The sequence below is a fragment of the Achromobacter sp. NCFB-sbj8-Ac1-l genome (assembly GCF_052695805.1).
This window is the reverse complement of sequence record NZ_CP199812.1, coordinates 5,150,653-5,167,074: the sequence shown is the minus strand read 5'-3', so window position 1 is coordinate 5,167,074 and position 16,422 is coordinate 5,150,653. Positions and strand designations below refer to the sequence as shown.

Annotated in this window: 14 protein-coding genes; 9 read left to right on the top strand and 5 right to left on the bottom strand. The window is 69.3% G+C overall.

Going from position 1 to position 16,422, the window contains the following annotated elements:
* Positions 1-38: 38 nt before the first annotated feature.
* The 8 genes from ACUDP5_RS23740 (at position 39) to ACUDP5_RS23705 (ending at position 8,563) form a co-directional block, all read left to right on the top strand.
* The gene (locus ACUDP5_RS23740) at positions 39-548 is read left to right on the top strand and encodes a sigma-70 family RNA polymerase sigma factor (protein ID WP_263910229.1); all 510 of its coding nucleotides are present in this window, start codon (positions 39-41) and stop codon (positions 546-548) included.
* The gene (locus ACUDP5_RS23735) at positions 527-1,528 is read left to right on the top strand and encodes a FecR domain-containing protein (RefSeq protein WP_445657345.1); all 1,002 of its coding nucleotides are present in this window, start codon (positions 527-529) and stop codon (positions 1,526-1,528) included. Before ACUDP5_RS23740 ends, ACUDP5_RS23735 begins: the two co-directional genes overlap by 22 nt.
* A 122-nt stretch (positions 1,529-1,650) precedes the next feature.
* Positions 1,651-4,263: a TonB-dependent hemoglobin/transferrin/lactoferrin family receptor gene (locus ACUDP5_RS23730; protein WP_445657344.1), complete on the top strand. Its 2,613-nt coding sequence runs from the start codon at positions 1,651-1,653 to the stop codon at positions 4,261-4,263.
* 82 nt (positions 4,264-4,345) lie between these two features.
* Positions 4,346-5,392, top strand: a complete 1,047-nt coding sequence (locus ACUDP5_RS23725) for a hemin-degrading factor (protein WP_263910256.1) — start codon at positions 4,346-4,348, stop codon at positions 5,390-5,392.
* A gap of 10 nt (positions 5,393-5,402) precedes the next feature.
* Complete coding sequence (locus ACUDP5_RS23720) at positions 5,403-6,236, top strand: heme/hemin ABC transporter substrate-binding protein (RefSeq protein WP_445657343.1); 834 nt, start codon at positions 5,403-5,405, stop codon at positions 6,234-6,236.
* Entirely contained in the window at positions 6,220-7,218 is a 999-nt protein-coding gene (locus ACUDP5_RS23715) for a FecCD family ABC transporter permease (RefSeq protein ID WP_445657342.1), read from the top strand. Before ACUDP5_RS23720 ends, ACUDP5_RS23715 begins: the two co-directional genes overlap by 17 nt.
* Complete coding sequence (locus ACUDP5_RS23710) at positions 7,215-8,003, top strand: heme ABC transporter ATP-binding protein (RefSeq protein ID WP_263910234.1); 789 nt, start codon at positions 7,215-7,217, stop codon at positions 8,001-8,003. The genes ACUDP5_RS23715 and ACUDP5_RS23710 overlap by 4 nt, the downstream gene beginning before the upstream one ends.
* A gap of 77 nt (positions 8,004-8,080) precedes the next feature.
* Entirely contained in the window at positions 8,081-8,563 is a 483-nt protein-coding gene (locus ACUDP5_RS23705; protein WP_006390968.1) for a YajQ family cyclic di-GMP-binding protein, read from the top strand.
* Positions 8,564-9,056: 493 nt separating this feature from the next.
* Here the strand turns inward: ACUDP5_RS23705 and ACUDP5_RS23700 are convergent, their stop codons facing one another.
* A complete protein-coding gene (locus tag ACUDP5_RS23700) occupies positions 9,057-10,502 on the bottom strand; it encodes an AlkA N-terminal domain-containing protein (RefSeq protein WP_445657341.1) in 1,446 nt (481 codons plus the stop codon).
* Positions 10,503-10,650: 148 nt separating this feature from the next.
* Between ACUDP5_RS23700 and ogt the strand changes: the two genes are divergently transcribed.
* Entirely contained in the window at positions 10,651-11,229 is a 579-nt protein-coding gene (gene ogt / locus ACUDP5_RS23695; RefSeq protein WP_445657340.1) for a methylated-DNA--[protein]-cysteine S-methyltransferase, read from the top strand.
* Between the two features lie 5 nt (positions 11,230-11,234).
* On the opposite strand, the gene ACUDP5_RS23690 is transcribed toward ogt, so the two are convergent.
* From ACUDP5_RS23690 to ACUDP5_RS23675, 4 genes are all read right to left on the bottom strand, one after another.
* Positions 11,235-11,840: a phosphatase PAP2 family protein gene (locus ACUDP5_RS23690; RefSeq protein ID WP_263915750.1), complete on the bottom strand. Its 606-nt coding sequence runs from the start codon at positions 11,838-11,840 to the stop codon at positions 11,235-11,237.
* A gap of 91 nt (positions 11,841-11,931) precedes the next feature.
* Entirely contained in the window at positions 11,932-12,360 is a 429-nt protein-coding gene (gene arsC, locus ACUDP5_RS23685) for an arsenate reductase (glutaredoxin) (RefSeq protein ID WP_263915751.1), read from the bottom strand.
* A 144-nt stretch (positions 12,361-12,504) separates the two neighbouring features.
* Positions 12,505-14,106, bottom strand: coding sequence for a PepSY domain-containing protein (locus ACUDP5_RS23680; RefSeq protein WP_445657339.1), 1,602 nt, complete (start codon positions 14,104-14,106; stop codon positions 12,505-12,507).
* A 7-nt stretch (positions 14,107-14,113) separates the two neighbouring features.
* Positions 14,114-16,315: a TonB-dependent receptor gene (locus tag ACUDP5_RS23675; protein ID WP_445657338.1), complete on the bottom strand. Its 2,202-nt coding sequence runs from the start codon at positions 16,313-16,315 to the stop codon at positions 14,114-14,116.
* Between the last annotated feature and the right edge of the window lie 107 nt (positions 16,316-16,422).

The window sequence follows — 16,422 nt, the reverse complement described above, 5'->3', positions numbered from 1 at the left end:
GATTGTGATTTGTAATCAAGAATGTTCGGGAGTCCGCCGTGTCCAACCTTGCGCTTGCCTCTGGCGACGCCGTCCACCAGCTGTACCGCACGCACCAGGGTTGGCTGCACAACTGGCTGCGGGCCAAGCTGGGCAATTCGTTCGATGCCGCGGACCTGGTTCAGGACACGTTCGTGCGGGTGCTGCGCCATCGCCACGAACTGGAGGCGCTGCGCGAACCGCGTGCCTACCTGACCACCATCGCCAAGCGGCTGGTGTTGAACCATCACCGGCGCCGCTCGCTGGAGCAGGCCTATCTGGAAGCCCTGGCCCTACTGCCGGAGGCCGTGGCGCCGTCGCCCGAACAACGCCTGCTGATCCTGGAAGCCCTGCAGGAAATCGATGACATGCTGGCCGGCCTGCCGCGGCCGGCGCGCCAGGCGTTCCTGATGGCGCAACTGGAAGGGCTGGGCCACGGTGAGATCGCCGCCCGCCTGAATGTGTCGCTGCGGTCGGTGCACCGCTACATCGCCAAGGGATACGAGCAATGCATCATGGCGGTGATGTGAGCGCGCAATGGGGCCTGGCGGGCGAACTGCCCGCCGTCGAACGCAACGTGGCGCGCGAGGCCGCGCGCTGGCTGCTGCGCCTGAGTTCCGAGCGCGCCACCGACGCCGACATCCATGCCTGCGATGCATGGCGCGCCAGCAAGCCCGAACACGAACACGCCTGGCAGCGGGCGCAGCGGGTCAACCAGCGCTTTGGCCTGATTCCGTCGGCGCTGGGCATGGCAACGCTGAACCGGCCCGAATCCGGCGACCGCCGCCGCGCGCTGAAGGCGCTGGCTGCGCTGATCGTGGCCGGGCCGGTGGGCTGGGCCGCCTGGCGCGCCAGCCCGTTCGAATGGACGGCCGACTATCGCAGCGCCACCGGCGAACAGCGCCAGTTGGCGCTGGCCGATGGCTCGTCGCTGCGCCTGAACACCGCCAGCGCGGTCGACGTGCTGTTCGATGCCGACCTGCGGCTGGTGCGGCTGCGCGCCGGCGAAATCGCCGTGCATGCCGTGGCCGAAACCGGTGCGCACGCGCGGCCCTTCGTGGTGCGCACGCGCCAGGGCGATGTGCGGGCGCAGGCGTCGCGCTTTTGCGTGCGCCAGGACGGCGACGCCTGCCGCGTCAGCGTGCAGGAAGGGCAGGTCAGCCTGCACCGCGGTGGCGCCGTGGTGGCGCTGGCGGCCGGCGAACAGGCCCTGCTGGCCCGCGATGCGCCGCCGCACGCCGAGCCCGCCGATCCGCATGCGGCCGACTGGACCCGTGGCGTGCTGCACGCCAGCGCCTGGCGCCTGGATGCCTTCGCCGCCGAACTGGGCCGCTACCGCGCCGGCATCCTGCGCTGCGACCCGGCGGTGGCCGGGCTGCGGATTTCGGGCGCGTTCCAGTTGCAGGACACCGACGCGGTGCTGGCGGCGTTGCCGTCCACCCTGCCGGTGCAGGTGCGCTATCGCAGCGCGTACTGGGTGACGATCGCGCCGCGCGAGGGCCAGGCTTGAACGCGCGGTTGCGCCGCAGTTACAAAAAAAGACGAGAACGCGCTGTCCGATCCGCGATGGTCGAGGGTCATGGTCAGTAGAGGCACACGAATGCCGATACCCGTTGGATCGAAAGGACGACCATGGCTTACTTCCCTGCCGGCCGCACGCGCGGCTTATCCCAACCCGGCGCGCACCACCGCCTGACCGGCCTGGCGTTCGCGCTGCGCCTGGCCACGGCCCTGGCCGCGCCGGCCGCGATGCTGTGGCCGGCCGCCGCGGCGCAGGCCCAGGCGGCGCCAGGCGCGGCGCGCAGCTACCGCATTCCGGCCGGCCCGCTGGCCGAGAACCTGTCGCGCTTTGCCGATAACGCCGGTGTGACCGTGCTGTTCGATGCCGCGCTGGTGGGCCCGCGCCGCGGCGCGGGGTTGAACGGGGAATACTCGGTGGCCGACGGTTTTGCCCGCCTGCTGGCCGGCAGCGGCCTGGCCGCGCGGGAACGCAGCCCCGGTGTGTTCGTGCTGCAGCCGGTGCCGCAAGCCGGCGTGACGCAGTTGTCGCCCGTGACCGTCGAAGGCGAAGGCGCGGCCGCCACGCCCGCCTGGGAAACGCGCACCGACCGCAAGCGCCTGGATGACCTGCAGATCAAGAACTGGAGCGACCTGGGCAAGCGCGCCGAGCCGGGCGTGAGCTTGAACCGCCAGAACAACAGCATCAACATCCGCGGCCTGGACCAGGACCGCGTGCTGACCCGCGTGGACGGCATCCGCCTGCCGTGGCTGGATGACGGCGCCCGCGGCGTCAAGGGCGGCCTGGAATCGGTGGACTTCAATTCGCTGTCGCGCCTGGACATCGTGCGCGGCGCCGACGCCAGCTCGGGCGGCTCGGGCGCCATCTCGGGCATCGCCGACCTGCATACGCTGGACCCGTCGGACCTGCTCACCGACGGCAAGACCTTCGGGGCGCTGGCCAAGACCGACTACGACACCGCCGACAGCAGTTGGGGCACCAACGCTGCCCTGGCCGGCCAGATCCACAGCAATACCTTCTGGCTGCTGCAGGCCGGCCTGCGCAACGGCCACGCGCTGGACAACCGCGGCGACATCGGCGGCTACGGCCCCCGCCGCACCGAACCCACGCCCGAAAACTACGACCAGCGCAGCTTCCTCCTGAAGCTGCAGCAGCGCGTCGAAGGCGGCCACCGCTTCGGCCTGACCGGCGAATACTTCAAGCGCAACGCCACCCAGGACAGCATGTTCGAGCAGGGCCCGGGCACCAGCTACCTGATCGGCGAAAACACCACCAGGAAAGAAACCGAGCGCGAGCGCGTGTCGTTCGATTATTCCTACAAGGCACCCGGCACCGGTGGCCTGATCGACAGCGCCACCGCGGTCGTGTACTGGCAGCGCATGCAGCTGGACAGCGCGCTGGATGGCGAACGCAGCCGCGACGCGCGCGCCGACATCATTCGTGGCGACCCCTTCCGCTATGGTTTCCCCAGCGGCGCCTATGGCCGCAACAACTCCATCCGCCAGACCATGTTCGGCGCCAACGCCGAACTGACCAAGCGCTTTGCGGGCGATGCGGTGGCGCAATTGTGGACGGTGGGCGGCGAATGGTTCGGCAACAAGACCCAGCAGAACTCCAGCGGCTACGACAACTGCCCGGTGGTGCGCCCGGGCACGCCGGCGCCGTTCGGCCCGCGCGCTTGCGACATGCTGCACACCAACCAGGCCGACGTGCCCGAGTCCAAGGGCAGCCAGTGGGCGGTGTGGGTGCAGGACGAATTCAGTTTCGCGGAGGGCCGCTACACGGTCATGCCGGCGCTGCGCTACGACCACTACGAGCAAAAGCCGCAGGCCACCGAAAGCTACACCAGCAATCCCAATGCCGGCGCCTTGCCGTCCACCAACAGCGGCGGCCGCTTCTCGCCCAAGCTGCTGACCACCTGGAAGGCGGCCGACGAACTGAGCCTGTACGCGCAATACGCCTACGGCTTCAAGGCGCCCAGCCCGACGCAGCTCTACACCAACTACGGCGGGCCGGGCACTTACCTGCGGGTCGGCAACCCCTACCTGAAGCCGGAAACCAGCAAGGGCTGGGAATTGGGCGCCAAGCTGGGCACCGATGCGCTGGGCGGCGCGCTGTCGTTCTTCGACAACCGCTACCAGAACTTCATCGACAGCAACGTGCCGCTGGATGCCGGCTCGCCGCAGTGGCAAGCGGGCTGGGCCGGCCAGTACCCCTTGGGCGTGACGGGCAACGTCAACCGTGCCAAGGTGCGCATCTACGGCGCCGAGGCCAGCGCGCACTGGAAGTTCTCGCCGGGTTGGCGCACCTGGGGCTCGCTGGCGTGGGCCGTGGGCAAGGACGAAGGCACGGGCCAGTACCTGAATTCGGTGGCGCCGCTGAAGGCCGTGCTGGGCGTGGGCTATGGCCGCGACGTCTGGGGCGTGGACGCCATGCTGACGACCGCCCTGCGCCGCAACAAGGTGGAATATCCTGATGCCAGCGCCACCACGCCCAATCGCGACTTCCAGGCGCCGGGTTACGGTGTGGTGGACCTGATGGGCTACTGGCGCCCGACGCAGGTCAAGGGTTTGCAAGTGCAGGCCGGCGTGTTCAACCTGTTCGACAAGAAGTACTGGGAAGCCATCAACGTGCCGACCGCCGGCGCCACGGCGCTGCCGCGGCCGGTGGACTGGTACACGGAACCGGGACGCAGCCTGCGCGTTTCGCTGACGTATCAATACTGACCCCCGCGCTGCCGCCGCTGCGCGTCAGCGGCGGCAGTTTCGATTTTCCATTCCGGCCGGAGAGCCCGCAATGAGCAACGAAATGAACCAGACCGATTTCAACACCCGCGCCGCCGAGCTGCGCGCCCGCAACGAAGCCCTGGCGGCGGCCAAGCCCGGCCTGCGCGCCCGCAACCTGGCCCAGGAATTGGGCGTGTCCGAAGCCGAATGGGTGGCCGCCGGCTGTGCCGGGGTCAAGGCCACCGAACTGCATGGCCAGCCCCAGGCGATCTTTCGCGAGCTGGGCGCGCTGGGCCCGGTGATGGCCCTGACCCGCAACGACTGGTGCGTGCACGAGCGCCACGGTGCCTACCTGGACATCCAGGCCGATGGTCCGGTGGGCCTGGTGCTGGGCGCCGACATCGACCTGCGCGTGTTCTTCTCGTGCTGGAAGTCGGCCTGGGCCGTCGAGCAGGACGGTCGCCACAGCCTGCAGTTCTTTGACGGCGCCGGCGTGGCGGTGCACAAGGTGTACCGCACCGAGGCCACCGACGTGGCGGCGTACGAGGCGCTGGTGGCCAAGTTCGCGGGTGAGTCGCGCTGGCCCGAGACCACGGCCTATGCCGCCGCGACCGATGCGCCGCAGGTCGACGACGCCGCGGCCTGGCGCGAAGCCTGGCTGGGCATGCAGGACACCCACGAATTCTTTCCGCTGCTGCGCAAGTTCAAGGTGTCGCGCCTGGCGGCGCTGGCCGCGGCCGGCGAAGACCTGGCCCAGACAGTGCCGGCCGACGCGGTCGAGCGCATGCTGGAGTCGGCCGCGCAAAGCGGCCTGCCGATCATGTGCTTCGTGGGCAACCGCGGCATGATCCAGATCCACACCGGCCCGGTGCAGCAACTGCGCCGCACGGGCCCCTGGTTCAATGTGCTGGACCCGACGTTCAACCTGCACCTGGACACCACCGCCATTGCATCGGCGTGGGTGGTGAACAAGCCCACGTCCGACGGCTGGGTGACCTCGCTGGAACTGTACGCGTCCACCGGCGACCTGATCGCGCAGTTCTTCGGCGAGCGCAAGCCGGGCAAGCCCGAACTGCCGGCTTGGCGGGAATTGATGATGGGCCTGTGCCGCGTGCCGCTGGCCGCTTGAGGAAAACGCAATGAAGACATGGTGGGCGGTGGTGGCGGGCTGGATGCTGGTGGCGTGCGCGCAGGCGGCGCCGCCTGCGCGGGTGGTGACCCTGGGCGGCAGCGTGACGGAAATCGTGTACGGCCTGGGCCAGGGCGACAGGCTGGTCGGCGACGACCAGTCCAGTCTGTATCCGGAGGCCGCCACCAGGCTGCCGCGTGTCGGTTATTACCGCGCGGTGCCGGTCGAAGGCGTGCTGGCCTTGCAGCCCGACCTGGTGCTGGCGTCGGAACAGGCCGGCCCGCCCGAGGCGCTCAAGCGCCTGGGCGAGGTCGGCGTGCGCGTGGTGCGCGTGCCGGACGCGCCGTCGGTGGATTCATTGAAGGCGCGCATCCGCGCCGTGGCGGACGCGCTGGGTGTGGCCGCGGCGGGCGAGCAGATGGTGGCCGACGTGTCGCGCGACCTGGACCAGGCCCAGGCCTTGCCTGCGACGCGCGCGCGGGCGCTGCTGTTGATCAACCGCAACGGTGCGCCGCAAGGTGCCGGCCGCGGCACGGCCGCGGCCGAGGTCATGCATCTGGCCGGCCTGGTCAATGTGCTGGACGGGCAGCAGGGCTACAAGCCGCTGTCGCCCGAGTCCATCGGCGCGCTGGCGCCCGACCTGATCATCGTCACCCGGGAATCGCTGCAGGCCAGCGGCGGCCTCGAGGGCTTTGCGCGCCTGCCGGGCATTGCCGTTACGCAGGCCGCGGCCAAACAGCGCATCATCGTGATGGATGATCTGCTGATCCTGGGCCTGGGCCCGCGGCTGCCGCTGGCCCTGAGCCAGCTCAAACAAGAGGCCGCGCATGCCATGGCGCGCTAGTCCGCCGCTGGCGCTGGCGGCCTTGGCCGGGGTGCTGGTGGCGGCGGTGCTGGCGGCCAGCGCCAGTGGCGCGGTGGCGATTCCGCTGCGCGAGCTGCCGTCGCTGTTGGGGGGCACGCCCACGCCCGAGCAGGCCTTGTGGCGCAACGTGCTGATCGATATTCGCCTGCCGCGCGTGCTGCTGGCGGTGGTGATGGGCGCGGGCCTGGCGATTTCGGGCGCGGCGTTGCAGGCGCTGTTTCGCAATCCGCTGGCCGAGCCGGGGCTGATCGGCATTTCGGCGGGCGCCTCGCTGGGCGCGGTGGCGGCCATTGTGCTGACGCATGGCGGCTTCTGGTACACGGCGCCCGGCGCCTTCATCGGCAGCCTGGTCGCCACGCTGTCGGCCTATGCGGTGGGCCGGCGCGTGCCGGGCGTGGCGGGCTTGCTGCTGGCCGGCGTGGCCATCACGGCCATCGCCTTCAGCCTGATCGGGCTGTTCACCTTCATGGCCACCGATGCGCAATTGCGCGACCTGACCTTCTGGAACATGGGCAGCCTGGCCGGCGCCAGCTGGAAGCTGCTGGCTTTCCTGGCACCGTGGGTACTGGTGCTGTCGTGGTGGCTGATGCGCCAGTGGCGCGTGATGAACGCGCTGCTGCTGGGCGAACGCGAGGCCCAGCACCTGGGCTATTCGCTGAAGCAGGCGCGGGCCCGGCTGGTGCTGGCGTGTACGCTGATCGTCGGCCCGCTGGTGGCGGCCAGCGGCACGATCGTGTTCGTGGGCCTGGTGGTGCCGCACCTGGTGCGCATGACGCTGGGCGCCAACCACCGCTTGTTGCTGCCGGCCTGCCTGCTGGGTGGGGGGCTGGTGATGGTGCTGGCCGACTGGCTGGCGCGCATCGTGGTGGTGCCGGCCGAATTGCCGATCGGGCTGGTGACCGGTTTGGTGGGCGGGCCGTTCTTCTTGTGGCTGCTGGCGCGCGGCCGGAGGCACGGTTGATGCTGGCCGCTGACAATCTGACGCTGGCGCGTCACGGCACGCGTATTCTGGACCAGGTGTCGTTGAGCATCCGTCCGGGCGAGGTGGTGGGCCTGCTGGGCAGCAACGGCGCGGGCAAGTCGACGTTGTTGAGCGCGCTGTCGGCAGAATTGGCCGCAGAAGGCGGCAGCCTGACGCTGGACGGCCGCGCGTTGGCGTCGATGCCGCCTCGCGAGCAGGCACGCAAGCGCGCGGTACTGCCGCAAAAGCCGGGGCTGACGTTCGACCTGGGGGTGCGCGAGGTGGTGGCGATGGGGGCGTATCCGTTTCCCGAACTGTCGCCGGCCGAGGTGGATGCGTTGGCGCAGCAGGCGCTGGACTGGGCGGACGCGAGGCACCTGGACGGACGCCGCTATCCGGAACTGTCGGGCGGGGAGCAGCAGCGGGTGCAGTTCGCGCGGGTGCTGGTGCAATGCAGCGCGGGGCGGGCGGCGGGCGAGGTGCGCTATCTGCTGCTGGACGAGCCGACGGCCAGTCTGGACCCCAGGCACCAGGCGGACCTGATGCGGCGGGCGGCGCAACTGGCGCACGAGGGCAATACGGGGGTACTGGTGATTCTGCACGATATGAATCTGGCGGCGCGCTGGTGCGACCGGCTGTTGCTGTTGAGTGGCGGCCGCGCGGTGGCGCTGGGCACGCCGGCCGAGGTGCTGACGCCGGCAAATCTCTACCTGGCGTATGGGATCGAGGCGCAGGTGATGGCGCATCCGTTGCAGGCGGAGCGGCTGCTGGTGCTGATGACGTGACGCGGGGGCGGGGGCCGGTAAAATGGGGCAGACGGCGTTAGCCGGATTTTTTTCATTTACTGACGGGACTTTTTGTCATGCCTACTTTCGACGTCGTTTCCGAAGTCGACAAACACGAGCTCACCAACGCCATCGACCAGGCGAACCGGGAACTCGCGACGCGCTTCGATTTCAAGGGCACGGATGCCAAGTTCGAGCTGGAAGGGTTTGTGGTGACGCAGGTGGCGTCGAGCGCGTTTCAGTTGAAGCAGATGCTGGATATCCTGCGGGGGCGGTTGTCTGCGCGCGGGATCGATGTGCGCTGCCTGGATGTGGCGGATCCGCTTGAGAATCTGGGCGGGGCTCGGCAGAAGGTGACGATCAAGCAGGGGATCGAGCAGCCTGTGGCGAAGAAGTTGATCGCGGCTATCAAAAACGCGAAGTTGAAGGTCGAGAGTCAGATCAACGGGGATAAGTTGAGGATCAGCGGCAAGAAGCGCGATGATCTTCAGACTGCTATTGCCTTGCTCAAGAAGACGGATGTGGATCTGCCTTTGCAGTTTGAGAACTTTCGGGATTGAGTTTTTTTTAGGCGTTTTGTTCTTCGTAGGTCGCCCCTCGGGGCGGCGGCTTGCGGAGCGGGCGCCCACGATTGCGGTCCGGAGCCTTCGCTCCGGACGTCCCCTTCGTCATCTTCGTCCAGGCCTTCGGCCTTCCCTTCAGATTCCCTCGGGCGCATCGAGGTTGCCCGCTCCGCAAGCCGCCGCCCCGAGGGGCTACGGGTTTCGAGGAATGAGGGGCCGCTAGACCGGGGGACGGGGGCGAGGTTTGCGTTGCCCGCCAAAACCGGCTGCGCGGGCAGCCGGTTTTGGCATACGCGGTGTCTTGCGTCGTAGCGATGTTCGCTGCGCGTTTGGGGTGAGTGGTTTTCCTTTCGGTGCCTGTTCTTGGTATCGGTTTGCGGCGCTAGGCGGTCGGTCTGTGGCGCGCGCCATTTAAGTTTCTCTTGATAGCTGGCTGGCTGGTTTTCTGGCCGCGTCAACGCGCGGGTGCTCCGTGCCTATCCACATCCTTTCAGTATTCAGCCCACAAGTGTTGCGCGGCGTAGGCGCGCCAGGGGCGCCAGGATTCTGCGCGGGCCAGGAGTTGGGCGGGGGTGCATTCGCGGGATTCCAGTTTTTCCAGGGCGCGGATCAGGCCGATGTCGGACGCGGGGAAGGCGTCGGGTTCGCGCAGGTGGCGCAGGGCGATGTATTGGGCGGTCCATTCGCCGATGCCGCGGATGGCGCGTAGGCGGGTGATGGCGGTTTCCAGGGTGTTGGCGGGGGCGAAGAGGTGTGGGTCTGCCTGGGTGGCGGCGGCGACGGCGGAGAGGGTGGCGGCGCGGGTGCGGGGCATGCCCAGGGGGGCGAGGTCGGCAGGGGCGATGGCGGCGGGGGTGGGGAAGAGGTGGGTGAGGTCGGCGTCGGGGTGGGTCAAGGGTTGGCCGTAGGCGGCGACGAGTTTGCCGGCGAGTTTGATGGCGGCGGTGACGGTGATCTGTTGGCCCAGGACGGCGCGCAGGGCGAGTTCGAAGCCGTCCCAGGCGCCGGGGACGCGCAGGCCGGGGCGGCGGGCGGTGAGGGTGGCCATGATGGGGTCGTGGGCCAGTTGGGCGGCTAGCGCGGTGGGGTCGCTGGCGAGATCGAAGACACGGCGCAGGCGGGCGATGAGGGTGGGCAGGGATTGCAGGCGGGGAAAGCGCACGGTGGCCTGCAGGGCGTGGCCGGGGCCGGGCTGGACGTGGACGGTGCCTTGGCTGCCGTCCAGGCTGATGCTGCGGGCATAGCTGGTGTCGGTGACGTGTTCGATGCCGGGAATGGCGCGGGCGCGCAGGAAGGCGAGCATGGCGGGCCAGTCGTAGGGCGGGCGGTAGCGCAGCAGCAGTTTGATTTCGCCCTGGGGGCCGGCGGACTCGTCGGGTCGGCTGGAGCGGCGCAGGTCGCCGGGGGCGCGGCCGAAGAGGTCGAGGAAGATTTCGTTGAAGCGGCGGATGCTGCCAAAGCCGGCCGCGAAGGCGATTTCGGCCATGGGCAGGCGGGTTTCGTGGATGAGCTGTTTGGCGAGCAGGACGCGGCGGGTCTGGGCGACGGCAATGGGCGAGGCGCCAAGGTGCTGGCGGAACTGGCGCCGCAACTGGCGTTCGCCGACGCCCAGGCGTTCGGCCAGGGCGTCGATGCCGGCGTCGTCCAGGGCGCCGAGCTCGATCTGGGCCAGGGCGCGGGCGACGCTGTCGGGCAGGTCCTGGCCGGGGCTGGCGGGGGCGGTTTCGGGGCGGCAGCGCAGGCAGGGGTGAAAGCCGGCTTCCTGGGCGGCGGCGGCCGTGGGGTAGAAGACGACGTTGCGCGACAGCGGGGTGCGTGCCGGGCAAACGGGGCGGCAGTAGATGCCGGTGGTCTTGACGGCGGTGAAGAAACGGCCGTCGTAACGGGCGTCGCGCACCTGGATGGCGCTGTAGCAGGCGTCGTGGTCTAGGTTCATGCGGTTCATGCTAGCGCTGCAGGCGATGCCGATCTAGCGGTTTTCGGACATTGTTGTCACATTGAGGGTCGTGTCCGAAAACCGCCAGCGCCGGGGGGCAGGCGGGCCTATATTGGATGCCAGCCGAACGTTTTCCAGGAGTCACGCCATGTCCAGGCCCCTTGTTGCCGCCGCCGTCCCGCTGGCGTTTATTCTTGAACGGGTGACCACCCCGATTGGCACGATGCTGGTGCTGACCGATGAGGCAGAGCGCCTGCGGGCGGTGGATTGGGAGGATTACGAGCCGCGCATGCACGCGCTGCTGCGGCGCCAGTACGGCAAGGGGGCGGTGCAGGTGCGCGATGCGGCGCAGCCGTCGCAGGCGAGCGGGCGGTTGCAGGCGTATTTCGACGGTCAGGTCGACGCGATCGATGACCTGGCGGTGGCACTGGGCGGCACCGATTTTCAGCGGCAGGTGTGGCAGGCGCTACGCGACATCGCGCCGGGCGATACGGTCAGTTACGGGATATTGGCGACCCGCATCGACCGAGCGTCGGCGGTGCGGGCAGTGGGGATGGCCAACGGCGCCAATCCGGTGGGCATCGTGGTGCCCTGCCACCGGGTGATCGGCGCGGATGCGTCACTGACGGGCTATGGCGGCGGCTTGCATCGCAAGCGCTGGCTGCTCGAACACGAAGGGCGTTGGCGTGCGGCCCGGCCGGCTGAATCGCTGGCGCGGGCGGCCTGAAGGCGTCAGGCCCGAATCCAGCCGCGCGCAATCGGCACCGCCAGCACTTTGCGGTAGATGGTTTGCAGCAGCCCGGTCAGCGGCGCGCCCACGCGGTTCCACACCGGCACCGCCAGGCCCGCGGCGACGGGCGCCAGCACCAGGCCGCCGGCGATATCCAGCGGGAAGTGCACGCCCAGGTAGACGCGCGAGGTGCCGACGAGGGCGGCCAAAAGCAGGGTGACCCAGCCCCAGCCGGCCCAGCGCCGGTCGAAGATCAGCGCGAACGCCATCGTGGCGATGATGATGGTGTGGTTGCTGGGGAACGAGGACGTGGCCTTGTGGTGGAAGAAGGCGTGACCCAGGCCGATGGTGAAGGGCCGGGGATGCGGCCACAGGGCGCCGAACAGGTAGCTGATGCACAGGCCGGCGCCGATGCTGGCCAGGATCTTCAAGGTCAGGCTGCGTTGTTCCTGGCCGCCCCACAGCCACAAGGCCGCCAACGTACACGGCACCAGCAGGATCAGCTTGTTGGCGATGAGCAGGGCGGCGTGGATGCGCCAGATCGGGGTGGCCGGGTCGGCGTTGACCAGCAGAAAAAGGGACTGATTCAGGGGTTCAAGAAAATCCATGACACGTCATCGCGGCGTAATAATCGAATAGCCGCGATGGTAATGGGGTTTCCCGTCAGTCCGCTTACAAAATGCGCCGAAACCCGCGTATTTACTTCTGGATGCGTTTGCCGTCGGCGTTCACGACCTGTTCGCCGTCTTCCTTGGTAAAGGCGCCTTGTTGCGGCGCGGGCAGGATGTCCAGCACCAATTCCGACGGCCGGCACAGCGCGGCGCCCAGCGGGGTCGACACGAACGGGCGGTTCAGCAGGATGGGATGCTGTTCGATGGCGTCCAGCAGGGCGTCTTCGGGCAGGGACACATCGTCCAGGCCCAGTTCCAGGTAGGGCGTGCCTTTTTCGCGCAGGGCGTCGCGCACGCTGATGCCGGCGCGCTTGAACAACGCCTTCAGGGTGGCGCGGGACGGCGGGGTTTCCAGGTACAGCACCACGTCGGGTTCGATGCCGGCGTTGCGGATCATGGCCAGGGTGTTGCGCGAGGTGCCGCACTTGGGGTTGTGGTAGATGGTGACGTCGGACATGGCGGGCTCCACAAATAAGGGAATCAGCGGGGCCTGGCGGCAGGCCCCGGGGGCAAGGCGATGAGCATAGTGCATTCTCGCGCGGCTTTCAGGTGCGTACATTCAGGTGCGCCCCTTCAGGCCCGTGTTTTCAGGCCCATGCTTTCATGCGCGCAGCTTGCGCCCCAGCCGGCGCCAGCCGATCACCACGCCCGTCAGGCTCAGCGCCGCGCCGCCCAGCGACAGGAACACCAGCACGATGTCCCACAGCGGCCGGTTCGCCAGCAGGCCCGTCCAGTCCCAGCTATGCATGAAGGCGAACAGCCAGCGGCTGGCGCGATTGCCGCGGTCCTGCTTGCCCAGGATCTGGCCGGTGCGCGGGTCCAGGTAGACCCAGGTGGCCTGCGGGTTGTCGAACACCAGGCGCCAGGCGGGCAGGGGCTTTTCGATGTGGCCGAGCATGGCGTGCTCGTCGCGGGCGTAGTAGTAGAAGTCGTAGCGGTCCAGCACCTGCACGTTGGTGAGCATGGCGCCGGGCACCAGGCGGGCGGCGGCCGCGCGCAGGGCCGCGGGGTCGAGCGCGACGGGGCGGGCATCGGCGGCGGACAGCAGTGTGGGGGCGCCCGGGCCGCTGCGGGCCAGCACCAGGTCCTGGCCGTCCACCCGGCTCCAGCGCAGTTCGCGCGGGGCGGCGGGCAGGGCGCGGATCAGCGTGGCGGGCGAGGCTTGCGGTGCGTCGGCCGAAGCCATGGCGGCCGGTGCGCCGACTGCCGCGCGGGCACCGGCCGCTCGGGCGGGCGGCGTTGCGGCGGGCGGACTGCCCGCATACGCATGCAACGCCAGCGGCGCCGCGTCGCTGGTGAACACCTTCCACGGGTTCATCGACATCAGCCCGCTGAAGATCCACGTGATGGTGATGACGGCGAACAGCAGGCCGCTCAGGTGGTGCCAGCGCATCATGGTGTCGCGGTAGGGCGAACGGCTGCCGCTGGCGTAGGGCCGCGAAAAGCGCCAGCGCAGGATGCCGACCACCGTGCCGGTGACGGCCACGGCCACGCCGATGACCGACAGCCACACCACGATGTCGTGCCACCAGGGGTCGAACACATTGCCGCGAAACGGGTACAGCCAATGGATCCAGGCGCCGACGTAGTTCCACAGCCGTTCGCTGCGGGTGGCGTCCAGCACCACTTCGCCGGTGGCCGACGACACGTACAGGCGGGTGTGGTCGGGGTCGTCCAGGTCGATGCGATGCAGCGGGCGATGCGGGTCCAGCGCGCCGGAATGGGTGTAGACGTCTTCCTCGACCTCGCCCTGGTAGTGCGCGGCGTAGTCGCCGCCGAACCAGGCCGCGGCGCTGGCGGTGGCGACCTGGGCGTCGGCGCGCGGCAGCAAGGCGCCGCTGGCGCCGTCCACCACCTTGGGCGCCTGGCCGCGGCCCGCCGGCACCAGGTACACCGGCGCGCCGCCGCGCAGGGCGGCCAGGCTCAGGCCGGGGGCGTCCCGGGCGCCCGCCGCCGCCAGCGCCTGGGCGGGCGTGGCGGTGACTTGCGCCGGGTCCAGCGGGGCCAGGTGCGTCATGCGCTCGTGCGGCGTGAGCTTGGGATAGCCCACATACATCATCACCACGCCCGACACGAACCACATGGCAAAGAACAGGCACAGCACGATGCCGGCCCAGCGGTGGATCAGGTACAGCCAGCGCTTGGCGCGGGTGGACCAGGCGGGTGGCGCGGGCCGGGGACGGGCGGGATGGATGGCGGTCATGGCGGCCTCAGAAGCGGGCTTGCACGGACAGTTCCAACGTACGCGGCGCGCCCAGGTAATACATGGGGGTGCCGGTGACGTTGGCCGCGTACACCTTGTCGGTCAGGTTGCGCACGCGGCCGGTGACGGTGAAGTGGCGGTCGATGCGGTGCGACACGGCGGCGTCGAAGATCGTGTAGGACGGCGCCCACACGGTGTTGGCGGCATCGGCATAGGCGCGGCCCACGTAGCGCGCCGCGACGCTGGCGTTCCAGTCGGGCAGGAAGGCGTAGTCCAGCCACAGGTTGGCCACGCGGCGCGGCGTGTTGGTGGGGACGTTGCCGTTGCGCGATACGGCCACGCCGTTGACCGTCTGCGAGAAATCGTCGTACTTGGGGTTGACGAAGGCCATGTTGCCCTGCAGCGACAGCGTGCGCGTCAGGCGCAGGCCGCCGGCCAGTTCCAGCCCGCGGGCCGACTGCTGGCCCACCGGCACGCTGACCGCCGGGTTGTTCGGATCAGGCGCCGAGATGTTCTTGCGCGTGATCTCGTAGGCCGCGATGGTGGCCGACCCGCGGCCGTCCCAGAATTCGAACTTGCCGCCCACTTCCTTCTGCGTGCCGGTGGTGAGCTTGTCGTTGTTCAGCACGTCGGCAAAGCTGGCGGTGGCCATGATGCCGGACGGGGGATCGGCGGCGGTGGCGTACTGCGCATACAACGAGGCCTGCGACGTCACCGCCCAGTTGACGGCCAGGCGGCCGGTGGTGGGCGAATAGTCGCGCGAGGCGGAGGCGGGCGACGCGTTTGAGACGGCGCGGCGATTCGTCAGGTCCAGGTCGATGAAGTCGTGGCGCAATGCCGACACGATGGCTACGCCCGGCAGCACCTCGGTGCGGTTTTCCAACGTGAAGGCCAGGGTGCGGATGCGGTTGTCGCGGTCCGGATTGTGGCCGCGCGTCATGCCGGGAATGTCGTAGAAATAGCCCGGCGAAAAATCGTAGGGGTCTACCGCGTCGACGGTGGCGGGCAGGCTGGTGGGGTAGCGCGTCTGCTTGTTCACGCTGAGGTCGGCGCCGAACGACCAGCTGCTGGGCAGGCCGGCCAGCGTGGTCTCGACCAGGCCTTCGACCCGGTTGCCGACCAGGCTTTGCTCGTGTCGCTGCAGCAGCGCGCCGGACCGCAGCACGCGGCTGTTGGCGGCGTTGTAGCGGTAGGTTTCGAGGTTGCGGAAATCGCGCTCGGCGCGGTAGTAGTAGAGCGTGTTCTTGAACGTCACGCCGGGCGCCGCGCGCCATTCGGTCAGCGAGCGGGCCCACAGCACCGATTGCTCGTACAGGCCATCGTCGACGTTGTAGTTCTTGAACCGCGTGCCGCCGCGGATGTGGCCTTCGCCCGTGACCTTGCCGTCCGCGCCCACCGTCAGCGGCGTGCCCCAGTAGGGCCGCTCGACCCGCTCGCGCTGGTATTCGAAGGCCCAGGTCTGCGTGACGTCGTCGCCCAGGTCCGACAGCACCGAGGCCGCGACCTGCGTGGCGTTCGAGGGGTTGCTGTCGACCCAGCCGCGGCTGGCGGTGTGGTTGGCGTCGATGCGCAGGTAATGGCCGCGCCCGCCTGGCGAGCCGGCCAGTTGCTGGTTGATGCCGGCCGACACCTGGCGCGTGTCGTAGGAACCCCACCGCAGCTGGCCTTCGTAGAAGGTGTCGCGCTGGGCCAGCTTGGTGACGTAGTTGATGGCGCCGCCGACCGCGCCCGCGCCGAACAGAAAGGTCGACGGGCCGCCGATGGCCTCGACCCGGTCGTAGATCCAGCTGTCCACCGGCCGCGCCGCGGCCGAGTCGTATTGCACCGAGATGCCGTTGAACAGCTGCGACACCTGGCCGCCGCTGAAACCCCGGTAGCTGACCGAGCCGGCCGATCCCGGGGGCGAGGCGTTGTCCACGCCGGGGATGCCGCGGGCGATTTCCTGGGTGTTCTGCGAGCCGCGCGCCTCGATCTGGGCGCGGTTGATGACGGTGACGGATGCGGGCGTTTCGCGCAGGGTCAGGCCCAGGCGGCTGCCGGTGCCGTCGATGCGGTTCAGGTCCAGCGGGCCGTTGGGCTTGCCATCGGCATCGTCGCCTTCCACCACGGTGGCGGCCAGCGTTTCGATGGCGGGGTCGGTGGTCAGCGCCAGGGCGGGGTTGGCCGCGCAGGCGCCTGCCAGCAAAGAGGCTGCGTAGGTTTTTTTCATGGTCCAGGCCGGCACGGGCCGGCTTGCGCGCCCGCGGGCCGCGCCGTGCACGAAGGCGGCGTCGGGGGCGGGCGATGATGCCGGAATGCCGCCGGCGCGCGAAAACG